The sequence below is a fragment of the Roseomonas sp. CECT 9278 genome (assembly GCF_918698155.1).
Classification (GTDB): Bacteria; Pseudomonadota; Alphaproteobacteria; order Acetobacterales; family Acetobacteraceae; genus Neoroseomonas.
This window is the reverse complement of record NZ_CAKKLX010000012.1, coordinates 90,255-109,442: the sequence shown is the minus strand read 5'-3', so window position 1 is coordinate 109,442 and position 19,188 is coordinate 90,255. Positions and strand designations below refer to the sequence as shown.

Sequence of the window (19,188 nt, the reverse complement as noted above, 5' to 3'; positions counted from 1 at the left end):
GGCAGCGCCCCGCCGTTGTTCTTGCGCATCCGGAACGCAAGGTGTCTGGTTCGGGTTGGCGCGGCGCGCAGGCACCGGGCGGGGCCGCAACCCCCAGCGCGCGGCAGAGGATCCTGCTGCAGGAGGAGGACGCCATGGCCGAGGGCGAAGGCACGCGCGAGAGCCCCTGGATGCTGACGACACCGAGCGGCGGCAGCGTTTTCTCCGCCTTCCGCGACGCCGCCGCCGACCCGCCGGCGCTGGTGGTGCGCGTCGGCAAGACCGAACTCCGCTACCGGCTGCGCTGCATCGAGGACCTGCACGCCATGCTGCGCGCGCGCGGCGACTGGGTGCCGCTGGGCGGTGCGGACGAACAGAAGCCCGCGGCCGAGGGCAGCGTCGAGGCCTGGGGCCGCGACCCCGGCAACCCGGTGGGCGGGTGGTATGGCCTCAAGAAGGGCCTGCGCGGGCGCTTCGGCGTCTATGTCCCGCCGGTGCTGGCGGCGTTGGGCCTGGCGGAGGTCGAACGCAATCCGCGCAACAACCGCATGCGCGCGGTCTGATCACCCCAGCCGCTGCTGGTCCCCGTCCACCGACAGCGCCTGGCCGCTGATGGTCGCGCCGAAGGGCGAGCACAGATACAGCGCCATGTTGGCGATGTCGTGCTGCGTGACGTAGCAGCGCAGCGAGACGTCGCGCAGGAGTTCGGCTTCCTTGTCGCGGAAGGGCACGCCCTGCGCCTGGGCCTTGGCTTCGATGACCCGGCGGATGCGGTCGCCCGCCACCAGGCCGGGCAGGATGGCATTGACGCGGATGCGGTCCGGCCCGAGTTCGATCGACAGCGACTTGGTGAAGCCGACCACGCCCCATTTCGCGGCCGCATAGGGGCTGCGCAGCGGAAAGCCGAAGCGCCCGGCGGCCGAGGACAGGTTCACGATCGACCCGCCGCCGGCCGCGCGCAGGTGCGGCACGGCCACGCGCGCGCAGTGGAACATGGCGGCCAGGTCGATCCGCAGGGTCGCTTCCAGGGCCTCGGGCGAGACATCCTCGACGCGCGCGGTGGGCCCGGCGATGCCGGCATTGTTCACCAGCACATCGAGGCCGCCGAGCTGCTTCGCGGCGGCTTCGACGAAGGCTTCGCATTCCGCGACCTCGCCCATGTCGGCGCGCATGGCGGGGTGGGGGCAGGCGGCCAGCGATTCGGCATCGAGGTCGCAGACAAAGACCCGCGCGCCGCGCGCGGCGAAGCTGTCGGCCATGACGCGGCCGATGCCGCCCGCGCCCGCGCTGATCGCGACGCGCAGGCCGCCGAGGTCCACCGTGAGGGGCTGGCTGTTGCCGGACATGCTGCTGTTCCTTCCCGTTCGACGCCGCGCATGGTCCGGCGGGGCGGGCGTGCCGGCAAGGGGCGGTGAAGCCCTTCGCGCCGCGGCGTGCGCGGCGATACCGCCCGGGCCGAACTGCGGCTAGTATGCCCGGGCCATGAACATCCTCGAATTCATCTCGCCCACCACCATCGTCCTCATTGTCGTGCTGCTGCTGGCGGTGCTGGTCGCCACGCGCGGCATCCGCACCGTGCCGCAAGGCGAGGTCTGGACGGTGGAACGCTTCGGCGCCTTCACCGGCATGTTGAACCCGGGGTTGAACTTCATCATCCCCTTCATCGACACGATCGGCCGGCGGATGAACGTGCAGGAGGTCGTGCTCGACATCCCCGAGCAGTCGGTCATCACGCGCGACAACGCGACCGTCGCGGTGGACGGCATCGTCTATTACCGCGTGATGGATGCGGCCAAGGCGGCCTATGCCGTGCAGTTCCTGCAGCAGGCGCTGACCGCGCTGTCCATGACGAACATCCGCGCGGTGATCGGCGAGATGGACCTCGATCAGACGCTGTCCTCGCGCGATCGGATCAATTCGCAGCTGCTGAGCATCCTGGACGGCGCGACCGACCCCTGGGGTGTCAAGATCGCGCGCGTCGAGATCAGGAAGATCGAGCCGCCGGAGAACCTGATCCGTGCCATGAACCTGCAGATGACCGCCGAGCGCGAGCGCCGCGCGACCGTCGCCAAGGCCGAGGGCGAGCGCGAGGCGGAGATCAAGCGCGCCGAGGGTGCCAAGCAGGCGCAGATCCTGGAAGCCGAGGGTCGCCTCGAAGCCGCCAAGCGCGATGCCGAGGCACGCGAGCGCCTGGCCCAGGCCGAGAGCAACGCGACGCGCATGGTGGGCGAGGCCGCTTCCGGTGCTGGCACCGATGCGCTGCGGTATTTCATCGCCGACAAATACGTGAAGGCGTTCGAGGTGCTGGCCGGCAATACCGCGCAGAAGCTGGTGATCGTGCCGATGGAGAGCAGCGCGCTGGCCGGTGGCATCACCCAGGCGATGGAATTGCTGCGCGGGCCGGATGGGCAGGCCCCGCCGCGCCCGCCGCGCCCGCCTGCCCCCGCCGCGGAGGTGCCCTCGCCATGGACCCCGCGCTGATCTGGATCCTCGCCGGGCTGGTGCTGCTCGGCGCGGAGACCATCCTGCCGGGCGTTTTCCTGCTGTGGGTGGGGATCGCGGCGCTGGGCACGGGACTGCTGCTGTTTGCCGTGGCGCCGCCCTTCTGGGTGACGACGGCGTGCTTCGTCATCCTGCTCGCGGCGGGCATCGCGGTGGCGCTGCGGCTGCGGCGGTCGCAGCATCCGCGGCCGCGCGTGAACACCCCCGATGCGGGGCTGATCGGCCGCTTCGGCGTGCTGACCGACCCCGGCGCCGCCGGCCCGCGCGTGCGGGTGGGCGATTCCGACTGGGCGGCGCGGCTGCCGCGCGACGTGGCCGAGAGCCCGGCCGGGACGCGCGTGCGGGTCGAGGGCGTGGACGGCACGACGCTGGTGGTGCGCCCGGAATAGCCCCCGGGCGGGCGCCTGGCGCCGGCGCGCCGCCGCGCCACGTCACGGATTGTGACAAGCCTTGACCGGCGCGCCCGCGCGGGCCACGTCAGTGGCACCATGGACACGCAACGACGCCCGCCCGTGATCGACATGACGCCCGACGGGGAGTTCCGCGACGCGGCCGCCCCGGGCGGCAGGCCCGCCGGTCCTCTCGACCGCGCACTGGCGCGCATCGGCGCCGCCGGCATGCTGGTGGCGCTGGTCGCCGGGGGGCTGCTGCTCGCCGGGCTCGCGGTGCTTGCCATCAGCATCCTGCTGCCGGTGGCGCTGGTGGCCGGGTCGATCGGCGCGGCCTCCCTGTGGTGGCGGATGCGGCGCGCGCGGCAGAACGGCACGCTGCCCGAGGGCGTGCGCTTCGTCTTCACCCGCCGCTGACGCGCCGCGCGCGCCGGTCCATAACCCCGCGCGACGGATGGGGGAGGACGGCGCATGGCGCTATGGATTCGCTTCGCACGGCATGACGGCACCACCGGCTTCGGCAGCATCGCGGATGATGCCATCGCCGTGCATGGCGGTGACGTCTTCGCGCAGCCCGCGCCGACCGGCGAGGTGATCGCGCGCGATGCGGTGCGGCTGCTCGCCCCCGTCATCCCCGGCAAGTTCATCGGGCTGTGGAACAACTATCGCGAGCTCGCCGCCAGGACCGGCGCGGCGCATCCCGACACGCCGCTGTGGTTCCTCAAGGCCGGCACCAGCCTGAACGACCCGGATGGGGTGATCGCGCCGCCCGCCGGCTATGCCGGCAAGGTGCTGTACGAGGGCGAGCTCGGCCTGGTGATCGGCCGGCGCTGCAAGGATGCCGACGAGGACCAGGCGCGCGCCGCGATCTTCGGGCTGACGGCGGTGAACGATGTCACCGCGCTCGACCTGCTGAACGCCGACCCGTCCTTTCCGCAATGGGCGCGCGCCAAGTCCTGCGACGGCTTCGGCCCGATCGGGCCGGCCATCGCGACCGGGCTCGACTGGTCGGGGCTGCGGGTGCAGGTGGCGCTGAACGGGCGCGTGCGGCAGGACTACCCGACCGCCGACATGATCCTGCCGCCGGAGCGCATCGTGGCGCTGCTGTCGCGCGAGGTGACGCTGGAGCCGGGCGACGTGATCGCCTGCGGCACGTCGGTCGGTGCGCTGCCGATGCGTCCGGGGATGGTGGTGGAGGTGACGATCGAAGGGATCGGCACGCTGCGCAACGTGATGGCCGGCTGATCGGCGCCGGGCGCGACACCGGCGGCCGCGGCCTGGCGCTACTCCGCCGCCAGCGCCACGCCGTCGGCGGACAGGGCGAAGGCCTCGGCCAGCAGCGTGTAGGATCGCCGGCGCGCCTGCGCGTCGTGGCAATGGGTGATGACGGCGAATTCGGCGATGCCGCCATGAGCGGCCGACAGCGCCTCCAGCTTCGCCTTGACCTGTTCGGGGGTGCCGACCATGGCGCTGTCGCGCATGCGTTCGATGCGCGCCAGCTCCAGGTCGTTATAGGCATGGGCCTGGGCTTCCTCGACGCTGGGCAGCGGCAGGTAAAGGCCGCGGTCGCGCTTGAGGCGCCACAATTCGCGGGAGCGGAACAGGCGCAGCGCCTCGGCCTCGGTATCCGCCACCAGGCAATAGACGGCGAGGGCCGGGTGCGGCGCGGCGACGCGCCCGGGCATGCCGGGCTTGGGCTGGAAGCATTCCCGATAGATCGCGATCGCCTGTTCGGACCCGCCGCCATCGCTGAAGAAATGCGCGAAGCAATAGGGCAGGGCGAAGTAGCCGGCGACCTGCGCACCGTAGTCGGAACTGCCCAGGATCCACATCTCCGGCCGCGTCTCGACCGCCGGCTGGGCGATGATGGACCGGAAGGGGTGGTTCTCGGGCAGGCCATCGCCGTGCCAGCCCAGCACCTCCATGACCTGCGCGGGGAAGCGGTCGGCCGCCTGGTTGGCCTGCGGGTTCAGCGCGAAGGCGGTGCGCTGATCCGAGCCCGGCGCGCGACCGACGCCCAGGTCGATGCGCCCGGGCGCGATGGCTTCCAGCACGCGGAACTGCTCGGCGACCTTCAGCGCGGCGTAGTGCGGCAGCATGATGCCGGCGGAGCCCACGCGGATGCGCCGTGTGGCGGCGGCGATGGCGGCCATCAGCACCTCGGGCGCGGTGCCGGCGTGCGACGCGCTGTTGTGGTGCTCGGCGCACCAGTAGCGGCGGAAGCCGAGGGCATCGCAATGCTGCGCGAGGGCGATGGTCTCGCGGATCGCCTCGCCGGGCGTGCGCCCGGAGGCGACGGAGGATTGGTCGAGCGCGGAAAGCGTGAAGCCGGTCATGCGCGGGAGTTAAGCATGGCTGGCGCGGTCGGGGAGGGGTGGTTCGCGCGGTGCCGGCGCCATCCGCCCGCCATCGCCGCGCCGCGGCCCGCGGGTCAGGCGATGGCGCGTTCGGCACGCAGGGCGATGACGTCGTGCCGGCTGGGCGCTGCCGGCGCGCGGCGGCTGGCGCCATCGCCCAGCAGGGCGTCCAGGACGGCGCCGATCGGCGCATCCTGCCCGGCCTGGGCCGCCTGATGCTCGACATACAGGCCGAGCAGATGGCGGATTTCCTCCAGCCGGCGGAAATGGAGCGATCCGCGCAGTTCGGCGAGGATCATGCGTTCTTCGGAATGGAGTGCGGCAATCAGGGATTCGTCCACCTTGTCCCCCTCGAACTGGCCCTGTGTTCAGAAATTAACGACTCTATTGATATAAAATCAACGGGTTGGCTGCCGAGGCGCCAATGCGCCGGGATCCCAGGATCTTGTGGTCCGGTGGCGTGTAGGCAACCAGATGTGGGTCGCGCAACAGTTGTGTCACCGGATAGGGCTGTCGCGGGCCGTGTTTTGCGGCCGCGCGATGCCTCTTGCCTGCGACACTGTTGCCGCAAGGCCACGGTCTCGTGACCCGGCGGCGCGGCGCTGACGGGGGCTTGATCACGGCGCGGCCGGCGCGAAGATCGGCGCGGCGCGGTGGAGCGATGCGGATGCAGGCGATCCGGCAGGGCAGGCGGGCATGACGGAGGCACCGCCGCCGGATGCGCGGGTGTACGAAGTTGCGGGCCTGGACGGGCCGCACCGTGTCGCGGCCATCACCGCGGCGCTGCGGCGGCGCGACCCGGCGGCCCGGTGCTGGGTGGACGCGGCCCGCGGCCTGGTCGCCGTGGCCTCGGGCGCGCCCGAGGCCGTGACGCGCGACGCCCTCGCGGAGGCCGGCTGCACCCTGCGCGGCCCGGGGCGACGCGGCGGGATCGGCCGCGCCCTGCTGCTGGGCGTGCTGCTGGGCGCCGGCGGGCTGGTCGGCGGGCTGGTGCTGGGGTGGATTGTCGGGCTTGGGGTTTATGCGGTGAACCCGGAATGCCATCGGCCGGGATCATGCACGCTGATGGCACCGGTCTTCGCCGCGCTGGGCGGGCTGCTCGGCGCGCCGGCGGGGCTGGTGGCGGGGCTTGTGCTCGGCGGGCGGCGGCGGTGATGGCGCCGCGCGGTCGCGGCATGTTGCAAATCCACTTGCGGGGGTGGCGAGAATCATCTCAAATATGAACAGAGATGAACAAATGGATACGACCCTGATGCCCTTCGCTCGCCGCCTCGGCTTTCTCGCGACCCTGTCCCTGCTGGCCGGCAGCCTGGCGCCGGCGCCGGCCGCGGCGCAGGGCTGCAACACCACGGTGCGCTTCCTGAACCAGACCAACCGGGTGGTGCAGCAGCTGTATTACAACCCGTCGAGCACCAGCAATTGGGGCCCGGACCGGCTGGGCGCCAACGTGATGCGCCCGGGGCAGGTGTACAGCGTGCGGCTGTCGCAGGCAGCACCGTATGATTTCCGCTTCGTGCTGGACAATGGCTACGCGGCCGAGGCGCGGCGGGTGAATGTGTGTGCGGTCAGCGAACTGATCGCCACGCCGCAGGGGCTGCGCTGGCGCTGAGGGGGCGTCAGCTGCGCGCGAGCGCGGCCAGGCGCAGCAGAGCCTTGTCCAGCGAAGGCGCCAGCGCGCGCCCGCGTTCGGGCGACCACCGGGTCTGAATGAAGTCCGCGACCCAGGCCTGCGCCTGCTGGTCGGAACCGGCGAAGGCCGCGCGCACCGAACGGTTGCGCGCACCTTCCGCAATGCGTCGCAGACGCTGCTTCGGCGTGGGGTCGGCTTCGGGATCGCGCGGGATCGTTGAGATTGCCACTCCGAGTGCGCCGGCGATGCCCGAACGATCCGCCATGAGCCAGGCTTCCGCAGTCCTGACCGCAATGCGCAGGCACAGGCGGGTCACGGGCGCCGCCATGAGGCGCTGCAGGAGCGCGGGCGGACAGGTCTCGGCATCGAGATCCCGCAGCACCAGCAGCTTCCTGCCGTGCCGCGCGGCGACCGCGAAGCCGGGCAGGCGCCGGTCCAGCGCGTCCTTGCCGCGCACCCGATGGGCGGTGACGTAGTCTGTCCCTGGAATGGCACCGACTGCTGCGATCAGACGCCGCGCGAGGATGGCGTCGGTGACGCCCTCGCCGGCGTAGTCAATCGGAGATGACATTCGCCGTGGCGAGCCGATGGATGTCGATGGGTGCGGTCAGCGGCAAAACCGCCTGGCCGATCGGCCAGCCGGCCTCGATGACCTGATCCCTGACCATGGGATCGTCGCCGACCTGCGCGATGGTGCTGCCGTTGCGCCCCGGCTTGACCTGAAGCACCTCGTCGAGGCCGACGCCCGGCGCATCCAGCATCATCTGCGAATGGGTGGAGGCGATCACCTGGCGGCCGGAGAGTCGCTGCGCGCGGGCGATCATGGCCGGAAGTTGCGCGACGACCTGGTCGTGCAGCGAGAGTTCGGGTTCCTCCAGCAGCAGAGGGCCGCCGCGTTCGGTGATGGACCACAGGAAGCCGATCAGGCGCAGGGTGCCGTCGGAGAAGAGTTCCTCGCTGTGCTTCGCGGGGTGCGGGCGCCAATTGTGGAATTCGGCCACCAGATGCGGTCGCCCGGCGGCGTCGTCCTGAAGATCGAGGCGACCGAAATTCGGCACCGCGACGGCCAGGGCCTCGGACAGACGGCGCATGCGCGGCTCGCGCATCTTCTTGGGCGTGGCCTTCATCCGCAGCAGCAGGTCGCCGCCGAAGGGGTCGTCGCCGGCCGTGAGCATGCGGCGCGGGTCGCGCACGATCTGCGGCACCACATGCAGGTAGCGGATCGAGGCGAAGAACTCGACCAGGTCGCGGAACTGGCCGTTCTGCTGCACCTGCTCGAGCCGCGTCTGGGTCCAGACGAGCCAGTCCGGCGTCTTGCCGTCGCCTCGGACTTCGTCGAGGAGGGGCACGCCCTCGTGCAGGACCTTCTCCTCCTCGACCAGCACCTGTTCGCCGGCGCCGGCGATGCGGCGCGACTGCAGCACCAGCCGGTAGGTCCAGAGCGCAGGCGCGTCGTCGGTGCCGACATCGACCTCGATGACAAGCGCGCTTGGGTCGCGCGCGAAAAGGCAGCGCACCTGCTTGAACCCTCCACGCGAGGGTTCCGCCAGCGCCGATGCCAAGCCGCCCTCGGGGCGTGCGATGTCGCGCAGGAAGCGTAGCGCGTCCAGCAGGTTCGACTTGCCCGAGGCGTTGGGGCCGACGATGAAGGCGCGGCGCTGGAGTGCCACCTCCGCATTGCGGAAGTTCCGCCAATTGCGGAGCAGGATGCGCGTGAAGCGCAGCCCCTGGCGGGGCGTTCCGTTCCCGCCCTTGGTCGCAGGTTTCATCTCGCGAGCGTAGGGTGCGCCGGCGCCTTGGGGCAACCGGCGCGTCAATGCGCCACGCCGCCGAACACGGCCGTCAGCAGCGCGAACAGCGCCCCACCGGCCAGGAAGCCGACCAGCGTGCCGTTGATGCGCACGTATTGCAGGTCGCGGCCCACGCGCAGTTCGATCTTGTCGGCGACGGTGCGGGCATCCCAGTTGCCGACCACGCCGGCGATGAAATCGGATAGTTGCGCCTGGGCGGAGGGCAGCAGGCGGATCAGCACGCCCTCGACCGCGGCGTTCAGGCGGGCGCGCGCGGCCGGGTCCTCGGCCAGCAGCGCGCCGGCATTGGCGAACAGGCCCGACAGCAGGGCCACGGTGCGGCCATCCTCGCGCGCGGCATCGACGGTCATGGCGGTGCGCAGGCGGGTCCAGACATCGCCGAGCCAGATCGCGACCGAGGGATGCGACAGCGCATCGCGCAGCACGCGGCCGATGGCCTCGGCACGCTCGGGGTCGGTCTCCAGGCGGTCGATCTCGGTGCGCAGCCATTCGCCGAAGGCGGCGCGCAGGTCGGAATCCTCGGGCTGGACCTTCTCCAGCTCGGCGTTGATGGCGTGCAGGATGCGGTTGGCCATGGTGGCCCCCGCCAGCCAGCCGATCAGCGCGCCGCCCTCGGCGCGGATGCGGCTGGCGATGGCGGTGCGCAGCGCGTCCTCGCGTTCGGTCAGCATGGTCTTGATGCGCCCGACCGCGAGGCTGAACACCTCCTGGTGGCGGCCCGATGCCACGAAGGCGCGCAGCACGCGGGCCACCAGGCGCGCGCCGGCAGGCCCCGAGACGATACGCGGCAGCAGCCGCACCATCAGGCGCTTGGCGCGCCCGTCCTCGAGGCTGGCGAGGATGCGCGGCAGGCTGCCGGCCATGGCGACCGCGGCGGGCTTGGACGCCGCCGGGTCGGCCAGGAACTGCTGCAGGATCCGCGCGAGGTCGAGCCGCCCGATCACGCGCCGCACCTCGGCTTCCGTGATGACATGCCCGGCGACGAAGCGCCCCAGCGCGCGGCCCAGCCTTTCCTTCTGGTTCGGCACGATCGCGGTATGCGGGATGGGCAGGCCGAGCGGGCGGCGGAACAGCGCCGTCACCGCGAACCAGTCGGCCAGGCCGCCGACCACGCCGGCCTTCGCACTGGCCTGCAGCATCTCGGTCCAGTAGCCCGGCGGCATGGAATAGGTGCCCACCAGCAGCCCGCCCATGCACACCAGCATGCCGGTCGCGAGCGCGCGATGGCGGGTGAGGGCGCGCCGGAGGTCGGCATCGGGGTCGGTCGCGGGGCTGCCCTGCATGGGTCGCGGAGATAAGGCGCCGGCCTGCCCTTGCCCAGCCCGGGGGTGATGTTACATCATATCGTATCATGCCCTTCCCGACCGACCCCCTGGCGCTGTCCTCCGGCGCGGCGTCCCGCCTGGTGCTGGCGGGCGGCGTGGGGGTCCTGTTGTGGGCGGCGGTGGCCTGGGCGATGGCGGCATGAGTGCGCGGCGCGCCCCGGCCGGGCTGGTGCTGGACAATGTCACGCTGACGCATGGGCGGCACCCGGCGGTGCATCATGTCTCCGGCCGCTTCGCGCCGGGCAGCCTGACCGCGGTGGTCGGGCCGAACGGGGCGGGCAAGTCCACCCTGCTGCGGGCGCTGGCGGGGCTGCACAAGCCCGGCGGCGGGCGCATCGCCCATGAGGGGACGGCGCGCATCGCGCTGCTGCCGCAGCTGGCCGCGCTCGACCGCGGCTTCCCGATCGCCTGCCGCGATGTCGTGATGCAGGGGCTGTGGCCACGCATCGGCGCCTTCCGCGGGGTGCCGGCGGAGGAACGCGACCGGGCGGGTCGGGCGCTGGCGGCGGTGGGGCTCGCGGGCTTCGAGGCACGGCCGGTGGGTTCGCTCTCGGCCGGGCAGACGCAGCGGCTGCTGTTTGCCCGGCTGCTGGTGCAGGATGCCGATATCCTGCTGCTGGACGAACCGTTCAACGCGGTGGATGCCAAGACGTCGGCCGACCTTCTGCGGCTGGTGCGCGACTGGCATGGCGAGGGGCGCACCGTGGTCGCGGTGCTGCATGACCTCGACCTGGTGGCGCGCGAATTCCCGGACACGCTGCTGATGGCGCGCGATGCGATCGCCTGGGGCGCGACCGGCCAGGCGCTGAGCGCGGCGAACCGGCTGAAGGCGCGCATGATGGCCGAGGCCTGGGCCGAGGAAGCGGAACACTGCCACCGCGCTGCTTGAGGCGCCCGGCGACGCTGCCCATGACCACGGCAACCGACATCGGCAGGCGGATCGCGCACCGCGCGATCCGGGAGCGCACAGTGCGACCGCGCCCAACCCGCACGCCGGCGCACCGGTGCGGCGCGCGCGCCTACCCGGCGGAGCGCGCGGCGCGCCCCGACGCTGTCCATGACCACGGCCACCGGCACCGGCAGGCGGATCGCGCATGGCGCGATCCGGGAGCGCACGGCGCGACCGCGCCCAACCCGCGCGCGGCGCCCGGTGCGCCAGTGCGCGGCGCGCAAGCCAAGCCGGCGTATGCCGGCGCCCGGCGTCTGAGGGCGAAAAAAGAATCATGTACGACGTAGTCGTTTCGCCCTTCGTCGAATTCGGCTTCCTGCGCCGCGCGCTGGTGGGCTGCCTGGCCTTGTCGGTCAGCGCGCCGGTGCTGGGCGTGTTCCTGGTGCTGCGGCGGATGTCCCTGACCGCCGATGTGCTGGCGCATGGCGCGCTGCCGGGCGTGGCGCTGGGCTTCCTGCTGGCGGGGATGTCGGCGCCGGTGCTGTGGCTGGGCGGGCTGGCGGCGGGGCTGCTGGTGGCGGTCGGCGCCGGGGCCTTGTCGCGCGCCACCGGCGGGCGGGAGGATGCGACGCTGGCCGCGCTGTACCTGGTGGCGCTGGGGCTGGGCGTGGCGCTGATCTCGATGGGCGGCGGGTCGGCGGAATTGTCGCATATCCTGTTCGGCAGCGTGCTGGGCGTGGATGACGCCGCGCTGCTGCTGATGGCGGGGGTGGCGAGCGTCACGCTGGTCGTGCTCGCCTTCGCCTGGCGGCCGCTGGTGCTGGAATGCTTCGACCCGGCCTTCGCGCAGGCCGCCGGCGCGCGCGGCGGGCTGTGGCACATGGTGTTCCAGGCGCTGGTGGTGGTGAACGTGCTGTCGGCCTTCCAGGCGCTGGGGACGCTGATGGCGGTGGGGCTGATGATGCTGCCGGCGATCGCGTCGCGGCACTGGGCGCGGGAGGTCGGCGGGATGGCCTATGCCGCGGTCGGCATCGCGCTGGCGGCGTCGGTCACCGGCATCCTGGTATCGTATCACCTGGATGTGCCGACCGGCCCGGCGATCGTGCTGGTGGCGGGCGGGGTCTGGGTGGTCTCGGTGCTGGCGGGGCCGGTGGATGGGGTGCTGGGGCGGGTGCTGCGGCGGCGGCACCTGGCGGGGTAGGGCGCGGGCGCACCTCGCCCCCCCCGCCGGGGCGCTGTGCGTCAGCCATCCTCCAGCGCATCGATGTCGGCCAGCAGGCCGCGGCCTTCGGGGCGCCAGCCGAGGCGCGCCTGCGTAGCATCGCTGCGTGCCGACATGTCCCGGCCGGCGAAGGCGGCGAGCCAGCCGAAATGCGCGCCCGCGCGGTCCGGCGGCAGGGCGGCGACCGGCACGCCGATGCGCCGGGCAATCGCCTCGGCGATGGCGCGGACCGGGACGCCTTCCTCGGCGACGGCGTGGAAGCGGCTGCCGGGCTCGCCGTGTTCGAGTGCGAGGCGATAGAGCCGCGCGGTGTCCGCGACATGCGCCGCCGACCAGCGGTTGGCACCATCCCCAACATAGGCCGAGACGCCGGTGCGGCGCGCCAGGGCGACCAGTTCGCTGACCAATCCCTGGCGGCGCGTGTCGTGGATCTGCGACAGGCGCACCACCGCGACGCGCGCGCCGGCCGCCGCCGCCGCCTGGCCCGCCAGTTCCGATGCGATCCGAGGCAGCGGGTGATGGGCGTCGAAGGCCGTCTCGATGGCCGGCTGGCCCGCTGCGAGCGTGCCGACCGGCGTGACCGAGGTGATCAGCAGCAGGCCGCCCGAACCGCGCACCGCGCCGCCCAGGGCGGCGATGGCGCGGGCGTCCTTGGCGCAATTGGCGGCGTAGCGCGTGAAGTCGTGGTCGAAGGCGGTGTGGATGACGGCGTCGCAGTCGGCGGCGGCGCGATGCAGGCCATCGAGGTCTTCGATGTCGCCCGGCACGGGTTCGACGCCGGCGGCGAGCAGCGCGCGCACGCCGGATGGCGAGCGCGCGAGGCCGAGCACGCGGTGGCCGGCCCCGGTCAGCTCGGCGAGGACCCGCGCGCCGACGAAGCCGGTCGCGCCCGTGAGGAAGATACGCATGGCAGCCTGTCCCTGTGCCTGGGGTGGAGGAGGCGTGGGTTTGGCGGCGCGCAGCTTCCTGTTAAAGTCGAGATATTATCCTGGTATAAAAGCCACCACCCCCATGGATCGGGCCGCCCCCGCGCCGCGCGCCCTCGGCGCCTTCCTCAAGGATCGCCGGGCCCGGCTGGACCCGGCGGGTCTCGGGCTGGCCGGTTCGCGCCGACGGACGCCCGGGCTGCGGCGCGAGGAAGTGGCGCAACGCGCCAATATCAGCGCGACCTGGTACACTTGGCTCGAACAGGGGCGCGGCGGCGCGCCCTCGGCCGCGGCGCTGGAGCGCATCGCGGCCGGGCTGATGCTGACCGAGACCGAGCGCGAACACCTGTTCGTGCTGGGCCGCGGCCATCCGCCCGACCGCCGCTCCATGCCGCCGGCGGGCGTCACGCCGCGCCTGCAGCGGCTGCTCGATTCGCTGGAGGTGAGCCCGGCGATCGTGCGGACCGCCTGCTGGGACGTGGTGGCCTGGAACCGCGCCGCGGCGGTCCTGCTGACCGACTACGGCGCGCTGCCGCCCGACCGGCGCAACATCCTGCGGCTGATCTTCTGCGACCCGCGCGTGCGCGCCGCGCAGGAGGACTGGGACGCGGTGGCGCGCTTCGTGGTCGCTGCCTTCCGGGCCGATGCGGCGCGCGCCGGGGCGGGGTCGGACGCGGCGCGGCTGGTCGAGGAGCTGTGTGCCCGCAGCGCGGATTTCGCTGGCCTGTGGCGCGGGCAGGAAGTGGCGGTGTTCGGCGAGGGCACCAAGCGGCTGCGCCACCCGGTGCTCGGTGCGCTCGCGTTCGAGTATTCCGGCTTCGCGGTGGATGGCCGGCCGGACCTTGCCATGGTGGTCTATACCCCGGCCGCGCCGGGCGATGCCGCGCGCATCCGCGCAATGCTGGGCGGGGCGGCATAGGCGGGATTCCCAGGCCGCGCCGCTCGGCCCATGCTGCGCGGCGGAAACGCCCGGAGGATGTCCCGCATGGGATCGCTGCTGTTCTCGCCGCTGACGCTGCGCGGCCTGGTCCTGCCCAATCGCGCCGTGGTGCCGCCGCTGTGCCAGTATTCCGCGACCGAGGGCATGGCCGATGACTGGCACATGGTGCAACTGGGCCGCTTCGCGGTGGGCGGCTTCGGGCTGGTGTTCTCCGAGGTGGTCTCGGTGCTGCGCGACGGGCGCATCACCCATGGCGACCTGGGGCTGTGGTCCGACGACCACATCGCGCCGCTGAAGCGCATCACGGGTTTCATCAAGGGCCAGGGCAGCGTGCCGGCGGTGCAGCTCGGCCATGCCGGGCGCAAGGGGTCGATGCAGCGGCCATGGGAGGGCAATGGCCCGCTGGGCGCCGCGCAATTCGCGAAGGGGGAGGGCACGTGGGACATCGTCTCGGCCGTCGCCGCGCCGATCGGGGAGGGGTTCCTGACGCCCGCCGCGCTCGATGCCGCGGGCATGGCGCGGGTCGTTGAGGGCTTCGCCACCGGTGCGAAGCGCGCCCATGCGGCGGGGTTCGAGGCGGTCGAGGTGCATTGCGCGCATGGCTACCTGCTGCACCAGTTCCTCTCGCCGGTGTCGAACACGCGCAACGATGCGTATGGCGGCGACCTGGCCGGGCGGATGCGCCTTCCGCTGGAGGTGATCGCCGCGGTGCGCGCGGCCTGGCCGCAGGACCGGCCGGTCTTCGTGCGGATTTCCGCGGTGGATGGCGTCGATGACGGCTGGACCATGCAGGACAGCCTGGCCTTCGCGCGCGCGATGAAGCCGCTCGGCGTCGATGTGGTGGATTGTTCGTCGGGTGGGATCGGCGGGAGTGCCACGGGGTCGAAGCGCGTGCCGCGCGGGTATGGGTTCCAGGTGCCCTATGCCGCCGAGATCCGCCGCGACGTGGGCGTGGCGACGATGGCGGTCGGCTTGATCATCGGCGCGCAGCAGGCCGAGGCGGTGCTGGCGTCGGGCGAGGCCGACCTGGTGGCCGTGGGCCGCGAGGCGATGGCCAACCCGAATTGGGCGTTGATGGCGCGTGGCGTGCTGGAGCCGGGTTCGACCGAGGATGTCTATGCGCCCTGGCCGCCGCAGCACGGCTGGTGGCTGGAAAAGCGCGCCGCGGTGATGGACGCGCTGGGCCGCCCGCCCGCGTGAGGTCCAGAAAACGGAGGGGGAATCGGCGGAGGTGGTCCTCCCCCGCGCTTCCCTTTCAGTACTCCCACTCGAAGGAAAGCCCCACCCGGTCCCCCCCCGCGCTGTTCCCCCCTGTCTCGGCTTCAAGGCGCACCCGTGGCGCGATGTCCACCTGCACCCCCACGCGCGGCGGCCCGCCTTCCGTGCCCTGCCGGATGCCCAGATAGACGCCGTCCGCGACGTAGCGCCCGGTCTCCAGCGTGGCGCCCTGGGTGCGGGTGTTCTCGCGGTTGCGTTCCTCGCCGACGCTGAGGCGATCGAGGGCGAGGGTGCGGCGGATGCGATCGAGGATGCCGCCCGCATTGGGCGTGTCGATCCCCGCCGCGCCGGCCAGGATCTGCGCGAGCTGCGCGAGCTGGAAGGGGCTGAGTTCATTCGCGCGGCGGTCGAACAGCAGGCGTGACAGGATCTCGTCCTGCGGCAGTTCGGGGGTCGAGGAGAATTCCAGCTTCGGGTCGTTGGCCGGCCCGGTGATGGTGATGTTCGCCGTCACCTCCCGCGCGCGGGAGGAGGCGAGGAAGTCGAGCGTGGGCACCAGCGTGCCGGCGTCGAAGCTGACCGCGCCGCGGCGGAAGTCCAGCCGACGGTCGAAGAAGACCAGGCTGCCGCGCCGCATGGCCAGCCCGCCGCTGACCTGCGGTGCCACGATGGTGCCGCCGATGCCGAGCGTGCCGCCGAATTCCGCATCGATGCCGCGGCCACGCACGAACACCGCGCGCGGTGCTTCCACGGCGATCTCGATGGCGATCGGCGGCAGCGCGCTGGCCGTGCCCGGGGGGGCGGGCGGGGCCAGTGGCGGCGTGCCGGCGGGGCGGCGGCCGCGTTCGCGCACGCCGGGCAGGGTCTGCACGGCGGCGGGCAGGCGCTCGGGCACGGTGATGTCCATGCGGTTCACCGCGACGCGGCCGCTCAGGCGCGCATCCTCCAGGAGACGCCCGGCGAGGCGCAGGTCGGCGTCAAAGACGGTGGTGACCAGGTCGGAGCGCAGCGGACGGGCACGGCGGGCGGTCAGCGTGAGGTCGGCCGGCAGCCCCGGCGCGGCCGGGGAGACGCTGCCCGCCACGGCCAGCGTGCCGCCGCCGGCGGTGCGCGCATCGAAGCGTTCGACCACCAGGCGGTCGCCCTCGGCGCGCAGCGTCGCGGCCATGTCGGTCAGCGCGATGCCCTGGGCGAGGTCGCGGAAGGATCCATTGGCCAGGCTGGCGCGCCCGGACAGGCGTGGCGCGCCGAGCGTGCCGGCGGCTTCCGCATTCACCGTGGCGCGCCCGGTGACGCGCTGCGCGCCGGCGGCGAGCAGCGGCCCGGTCAGCGCGGCGAGATCCGCGCTGGCTTCCAGGCGCGCCGCCAGCGGCGCCGTCGCGCCGAAGCCGCCGGTGACGCGCGCCGTGCCGCTGGCGCGCAGCGCGGTGCCGGCATTGGCGTCCAGGCGCAGGTCGGCGCCGGTCGCGCCGGCAGTGCCTTCGATCACCAGGCGCGCGGCCGGCATGCCGCGGAAGGAAGGATCGGCATTGCGCAGGCCGCTGGCATCGAGGCGCAGCCGCGCGCTGGGCGCCGCGACGGGGCCGGTGATGCGCGCCTCGCCGGCGATGCTGCCCTCGATGGATTGGCCGGGGGCGGCGAGCGCGGCGATGGCGGCGGCGGGCAGCGCGGCGAGAGTGACACGCAGGTCGGCCGCCTCGGGTCCCCAGCGGCCTTCGGCGCGCAGCGTGCCGCCGCGGCTGGTGGTCAGGGCGAGGGACTCGATGACGATGGCGCCGTCCGGGTTCACCAGGATGCGCGCGGGGGCGCCGAGGCGCAGGCTGTCGGCGCCGCGGCGCAGCAGCAGGTCGGGCACCTCGATGCGGCGCGCGGCGGCGGGTGGGGCCGGTTCGGGCGGGGCTGCGGCTGGGCCGGGCGCGCCTGCCGGCGCGACGTTGGCGGGCGCGCCTGCCGGCGCGACGCCACCGCGCGCGCCCACCGGCGCCGTGCCATCTGAATCGCCGACCGACGCGACACTCACCCGCGTCGCGAGGCGCGCATCGTCGGCGCGCGCCTCCAGCGCGGCGTCCAGCGCGTCCAGCGTGCCGCGCGCGGTCAGCCGGCCCTCCAGCGCCGTGCCGGCGATGCGCGCCTGCGGCACCTCCGCCGTCACGTCGAAGCCCTGCGCGCCGTCGCGGATGTCGAGCGTGGCGCGCAGCCCCGCACGCCCGGCCATCGGCGTGCCGGCCAGCGCCGAGAACGGCGCGAGCTCCGCCACATCCAGCGTGACATCCCCCGCGAAGGTCGCCGCGCGCGGATCGACCACGCCGCTTGCCTCCAGCCGCGCCGGGCCGAAGGCGAAGACCAGGCGATCGAGCCGCAGCGCCTCGCCCTCGGGCACGCCATGCAGGTCGAGCGTGGCGGGCAGGCCGGCATAGGTCGCGCGCAGGCTGCCCTCGGCGCGCGGGGCGGAGAACGGGGTCGCGATGGACAGCGACAATTCGGGGGCCTCCAGCACCTGCCCGTCGCGTTCCAGGCGTTCGCCGCGCGCGGTCAGCGCGATGGACGGGTCGTCGCGCGGCCCGGTCAGGCGGGCCTGCGCCTGCAACCCGCCCGCCAGGCCCGGCACCAGCGGCGCGAGGTCGGCGGCGGTGACGCCGAGCGTGGCATCGAGCGTCGCGCCGACATCGCCCGCGGCGCTGACGCGCAGCGCGGCGCCATCGATCACCAGGCTGTCGATACGATCCGGCAGCGCCGCGCGCAGGGTGACGCGCGGCGCGCCGCCCAGTGCGGCGGCCAGCGCCGGCGTATCGCTGCCGAAGCCCTGCACCGCGGCGTCGATCGCGATGCGCGGCGCCGCCATCGCGCCCGTGGCGCGTGCCTCGATGCCGAGCGACGTCCATTGCGCGACCGGCGGCAGCAGCGCGCCGAGCACCCTGCTCGCGCCGATGGTCGCGCGTGCGGTGATGTCGAGCGTCTCCGCCGCCAGGTCCGCGCTGCCCTGCGCCGTCGCCTCGCCGGCCGGCACGCGCAGCGCCAGCCGATTGAGCGCGACGCGCCGCGCGGCATCGATGGCGGCGTGCAGCGTCACCTCGGCCGGCATCGCGGCAGCGCGGAGCTCGGCGGGCAGCAGCGGCGCGGCGGCGATCCGCAGGTCGATCCGCGCGCCGGCGGCGCCATCCGGTGCCGCCCGGACCTCGCCCTGCGCGGTGAGCGCGATGTCCTCGCCGAGGGATGCGTCCAGCTCCAGCCGCGCGCCGCTCGCCGGGCCATCGAGCGACAGCCGCGCGCGCGCCGCGCGGTCGGGCAGGCCGAGCCCGGTGGCCAGCAACCCGCCGGCCGGTTCGCTGGCATCGAGCCGCGCCACCAGGCGGTCCGCGCCGGGGGCGAGGTCGAGCACCAGCCGCGCCTCGGCCGGGGCATCGATGCGGCGGGCATCGACCCGCGCGGACAGCGCACCGCCCGCGAGCGAGGCCGTGCCCTCGGCCGTCAGCACCGCCGCCACGCCGACGACCGGCGCGCCGAGCTCGATGCGCTCCAGCGCCAGCCGGTCGAGATGCACCGCGACGGGCAGCGAGGGCAGCGCGGGGATCAGCGGTGCGGCGGGATCGCGCGGCGGCGGCGGGTCGGCAGCGGGCGGCAGGCGGTGCAGCGCGATGCGGCGGGCTGTTGCGCTGGTGATCCGCAGGTCGCGCCGCAGCAGCGCCGTGAGGTCGAGCGCGACCTCGGCATCCTCGACCTCCAGCCAGGCGCCGGCGGCGTCGGCCATGGCCAGCCGCGCGACGCCGATGCGGCCGGGCAGCGGCCCGGTCAGCCCTTGCAGCGAAAGCCCCGGGACGAAGGCGGCGGCCTGCCGTTCGACGAAGGCGCGCCCGCCATCGGTATTCGCCCACAGCACCGCGCCGCCCAGCAGCGCGACGACCAGCACCGGCAGCACCAGCAGCGCCACCAGCACGAAACGCAGTGCCCTGGCGGCGAAGCGCGGCACCCGCCGCAAGGCCGTGGTCAGCGCCTGCCGCAT

Annotated in this window: 18 protein-coding genes and 2 pseudogenes; 12 read left to right on the top strand and 8 right to left on the bottom strand. The window is 73.5% G+C overall.

Annotation, left to right across the window (positions count from 1 at the left end; all coding sequences use genetic code 11):
- Positions 1-134: 134 nt before the first annotated feature.
- Positions 135-542 (top strand): DUF6855 family protein, encoded by a 408-nt coding sequence (locus LQ222_RS10605; protein ID WP_230166320.1) that lies wholly within the window; start codon positions 135-137, stop codon positions 540-542.
- On the opposite strand, the gene LQ222_RS10600 is transcribed toward LQ222_RS10605, so the two are convergent.
- Positions 543-1,325, bottom strand: a complete 783-nt coding sequence (locus tag LQ222_RS10600; RefSeq protein ID WP_230166319.1) for an SDR family oxidoreductase — start codon at positions 1,323-1,325, stop codon at positions 543-545. It lies immediately after the preceding gene.
- A gap of 136 nt (positions 1,326-1,461) precedes the next feature.
- On the opposite strand from LQ222_RS10600, the gene LQ222_RS10595 reads away from it, so the two are divergent.
- From LQ222_RS10595 to LQ222_RS10580, 4 genes are all read left to right on the top strand, one after another.
- The gene (locus tag LQ222_RS10595) at positions 1,462-2,460 is read left to right on the top strand and encodes an SPFH domain-containing protein (RefSeq protein WP_230166318.1); all 999 of its coding nucleotides are present in this window, start codon (positions 1,462-1,464) and stop codon (positions 2,458-2,460) included.
- Positions 2,445-2,870 carry an NfeD family protein gene (locus tag LQ222_RS10590; RefSeq protein ID WP_230166317.1) on the top strand — a complete coding sequence of 142 codons (426 nt, stop codon included), beginning with the start codon at positions 2,445-2,447 and terminating at the stop codon, positions 2,868-2,870. Before LQ222_RS10595 ends, LQ222_RS10590 begins: the two co-directional genes overlap by 16 nt.
- A gap of 99 nt (positions 2,871-2,969) precedes the next feature.
- Positions 2,970-3,287: a hypothetical protein gene (locus LQ222_RS10585; protein WP_230166315.1), complete on the top strand. Its 318-nt coding sequence runs from the start codon at positions 2,970-2,972 to the stop codon at positions 3,285-3,287.
- 54 nt (positions 3,288-3,341) lie between these two features.
- Positions 3,342-4,115, top strand: coding sequence for a fumarylacetoacetate hydrolase family protein (locus LQ222_RS10580; protein ID WP_230166314.1), 774 nt, complete (start codon positions 3,342-3,344; stop codon positions 4,113-4,115).
- 38 nt (positions 4,116-4,153) lie between these two features.
- Here LQ222_RS10580 and LQ222_RS10575 read toward each other — a convergent pair whose 3' ends face one another.
- Together LQ222_RS10575 and LQ222_RS10570 are read right to left on the bottom strand one after the other, a co-directional pair.
- Entirely contained in the window at positions 4,154-5,206 is a 1,053-nt protein-coding gene (locus LQ222_RS10575) for an LLM class flavin-dependent oxidoreductase (RefSeq protein WP_230166312.1), read from the bottom strand.
- A 95-nt stretch (positions 5,207-5,301) separates the two neighbouring features.
- A complete protein-coding gene (locus LQ222_RS10570) occupies positions 5,302-5,568 on the bottom strand; it encodes a hypothetical protein (protein ID WP_230166310.1) in 267 nt (88 codons plus the stop codon).
- Between the two features lie 355 nt (positions 5,569-5,923).
- Here LQ222_RS10570 and LQ222_RS10565 point away from each other — a divergent pair, with 355 nt between their 5' ends.
- Entirely contained in the window at positions 5,924-6,382 is a 459-nt protein-coding gene (locus LQ222_RS10565; RefSeq protein ID WP_230166308.1) for a hypothetical protein, read from the top strand.
- 97 nt (positions 6,383-6,479) lie between these two features.
- Positions 6,480-6,836 (top strand): hypothetical protein, encoded by a 357-nt coding sequence (locus LQ222_RS10560; RefSeq protein ID WP_230166306.1) that lies wholly within the window; start codon positions 6,480-6,482, stop codon positions 6,834-6,836.
- Between the two features lie 7 nt (positions 6,837-6,843).
- Here the strand turns inward: LQ222_RS10560 and LQ222_RS10555 are convergent, their stop codons facing one another.
- From LQ222_RS10555 to LQ222_RS10545, 3 genes are all read right to left on the bottom strand, one after another.
- Entirely contained in the window at positions 6,844-7,314 is a 471-nt protein-coding gene (locus LQ222_RS10555) for a hypothetical protein (protein WP_230166305.1), read from the bottom strand.
- 97 nt (positions 7,315-7,411) lie between these two features.
- Positions 7,412-8,626 carry an AAA family ATPase gene (locus tag LQ222_RS10550; RefSeq protein WP_230166304.1) on the bottom strand — a complete coding sequence of 405 codons (1,215 nt, stop codon included), beginning with the start codon at positions 8,624-8,626 and terminating at the stop codon, positions 7,412-7,414.
- A gap of 44 nt (positions 8,627-8,670) precedes the next feature.
- A complete protein-coding gene (locus LQ222_RS10545; protein ID WP_230166303.1) occupies positions 8,671-9,951 on the bottom strand; it encodes a DUF445 domain-containing protein in 1,281 nt (426 codons plus the stop codon).
- Positions 9,952-10,213: 262 nt separating this feature from the next.
- On the opposite strand from LQ222_RS10545, the pseudogene LQ222_RS10540 reads away from it, so the two are divergent.
- Together LQ222_RS10540 and LQ222_RS10535 are read left to right on the top strand one after the other, a co-directional pair.
- Positions 10,214-10,882: pseudogene (locus LQ222_RS10540) on the top strand (metal ABC transporter ATP-binding protein); the annotation flags it as partial.
- Positions 10,883-11,216: 334 nt separating this feature from the next.
- Positions 11,217-12,083 carry a metal ABC transporter permease gene (locus LQ222_RS10535; RefSeq protein ID WP_230166301.1) on the top strand — a complete coding sequence of 289 codons (867 nt, stop codon included), beginning with the start codon at positions 11,217-11,219 and terminating at the stop codon, positions 12,081-12,083.
- Positions 12,084-12,124: 41 nt separating this feature from the next.
- Here LQ222_RS10535 and LQ222_RS10530 read toward each other — a convergent pair whose 3' ends face one another.
- Positions 12,125-13,012: an SDR family oxidoreductase gene (locus LQ222_RS10530; RefSeq protein ID WP_230166300.1), complete on the bottom strand. Its 888-nt coding sequence runs from the start codon at positions 13,010-13,012 to the stop codon at positions 12,125-12,127.
- Between LQ222_RS10530 and LQ222_RS26375 the strand changes: the two are divergent.
- The 3 genes and pseudogenes from LQ222_RS26375 to LQ222_RS10520 form a co-directional block, all read left to right on the top strand.
- Positions 13,011-13,319: pseudogene (locus LQ222_RS26375) on the top strand (helix-turn-helix domain-containing protein); the annotation flags it as partial. The gene LQ222_RS10530 and the pseudogene LQ222_RS26375 overlap by 2 nt on opposite strands.
- Before the next feature lie 99 nt (positions 13,320-13,418).
- Entirely contained in the window at positions 13,419-13,949 is a 531-nt protein-coding gene (locus tag LQ222_RS26370; RefSeq protein ID WP_374202160.1) for a hypothetical protein, read from the top strand.
- Between the two features lie 66 nt (positions 13,950-14,015).
- Positions 14,016-15,170, top strand: coding sequence for an NADH:flavin oxidoreductase/NADH oxidase (locus LQ222_RS10520; RefSeq protein ID WP_230166298.1), 1,155 nt, complete (start codon positions 14,016-14,018; stop codon positions 15,168-15,170).
- Positions 15,171-15,225: 55 nt separating this feature from the next.
- On the opposite strand, the gene LQ222_RS10515 is transcribed toward LQ222_RS10520, so the two are convergent.
- The gene (locus LQ222_RS10515; protein ID WP_230166296.1) at positions 15,226-19,188 is read right to left on the bottom strand and encodes a translocation/assembly module TamB domain-containing protein; all 3,963 of its coding nucleotides are present in this window, start codon (positions 19,186-19,188) and stop codon (positions 15,226-15,228) included.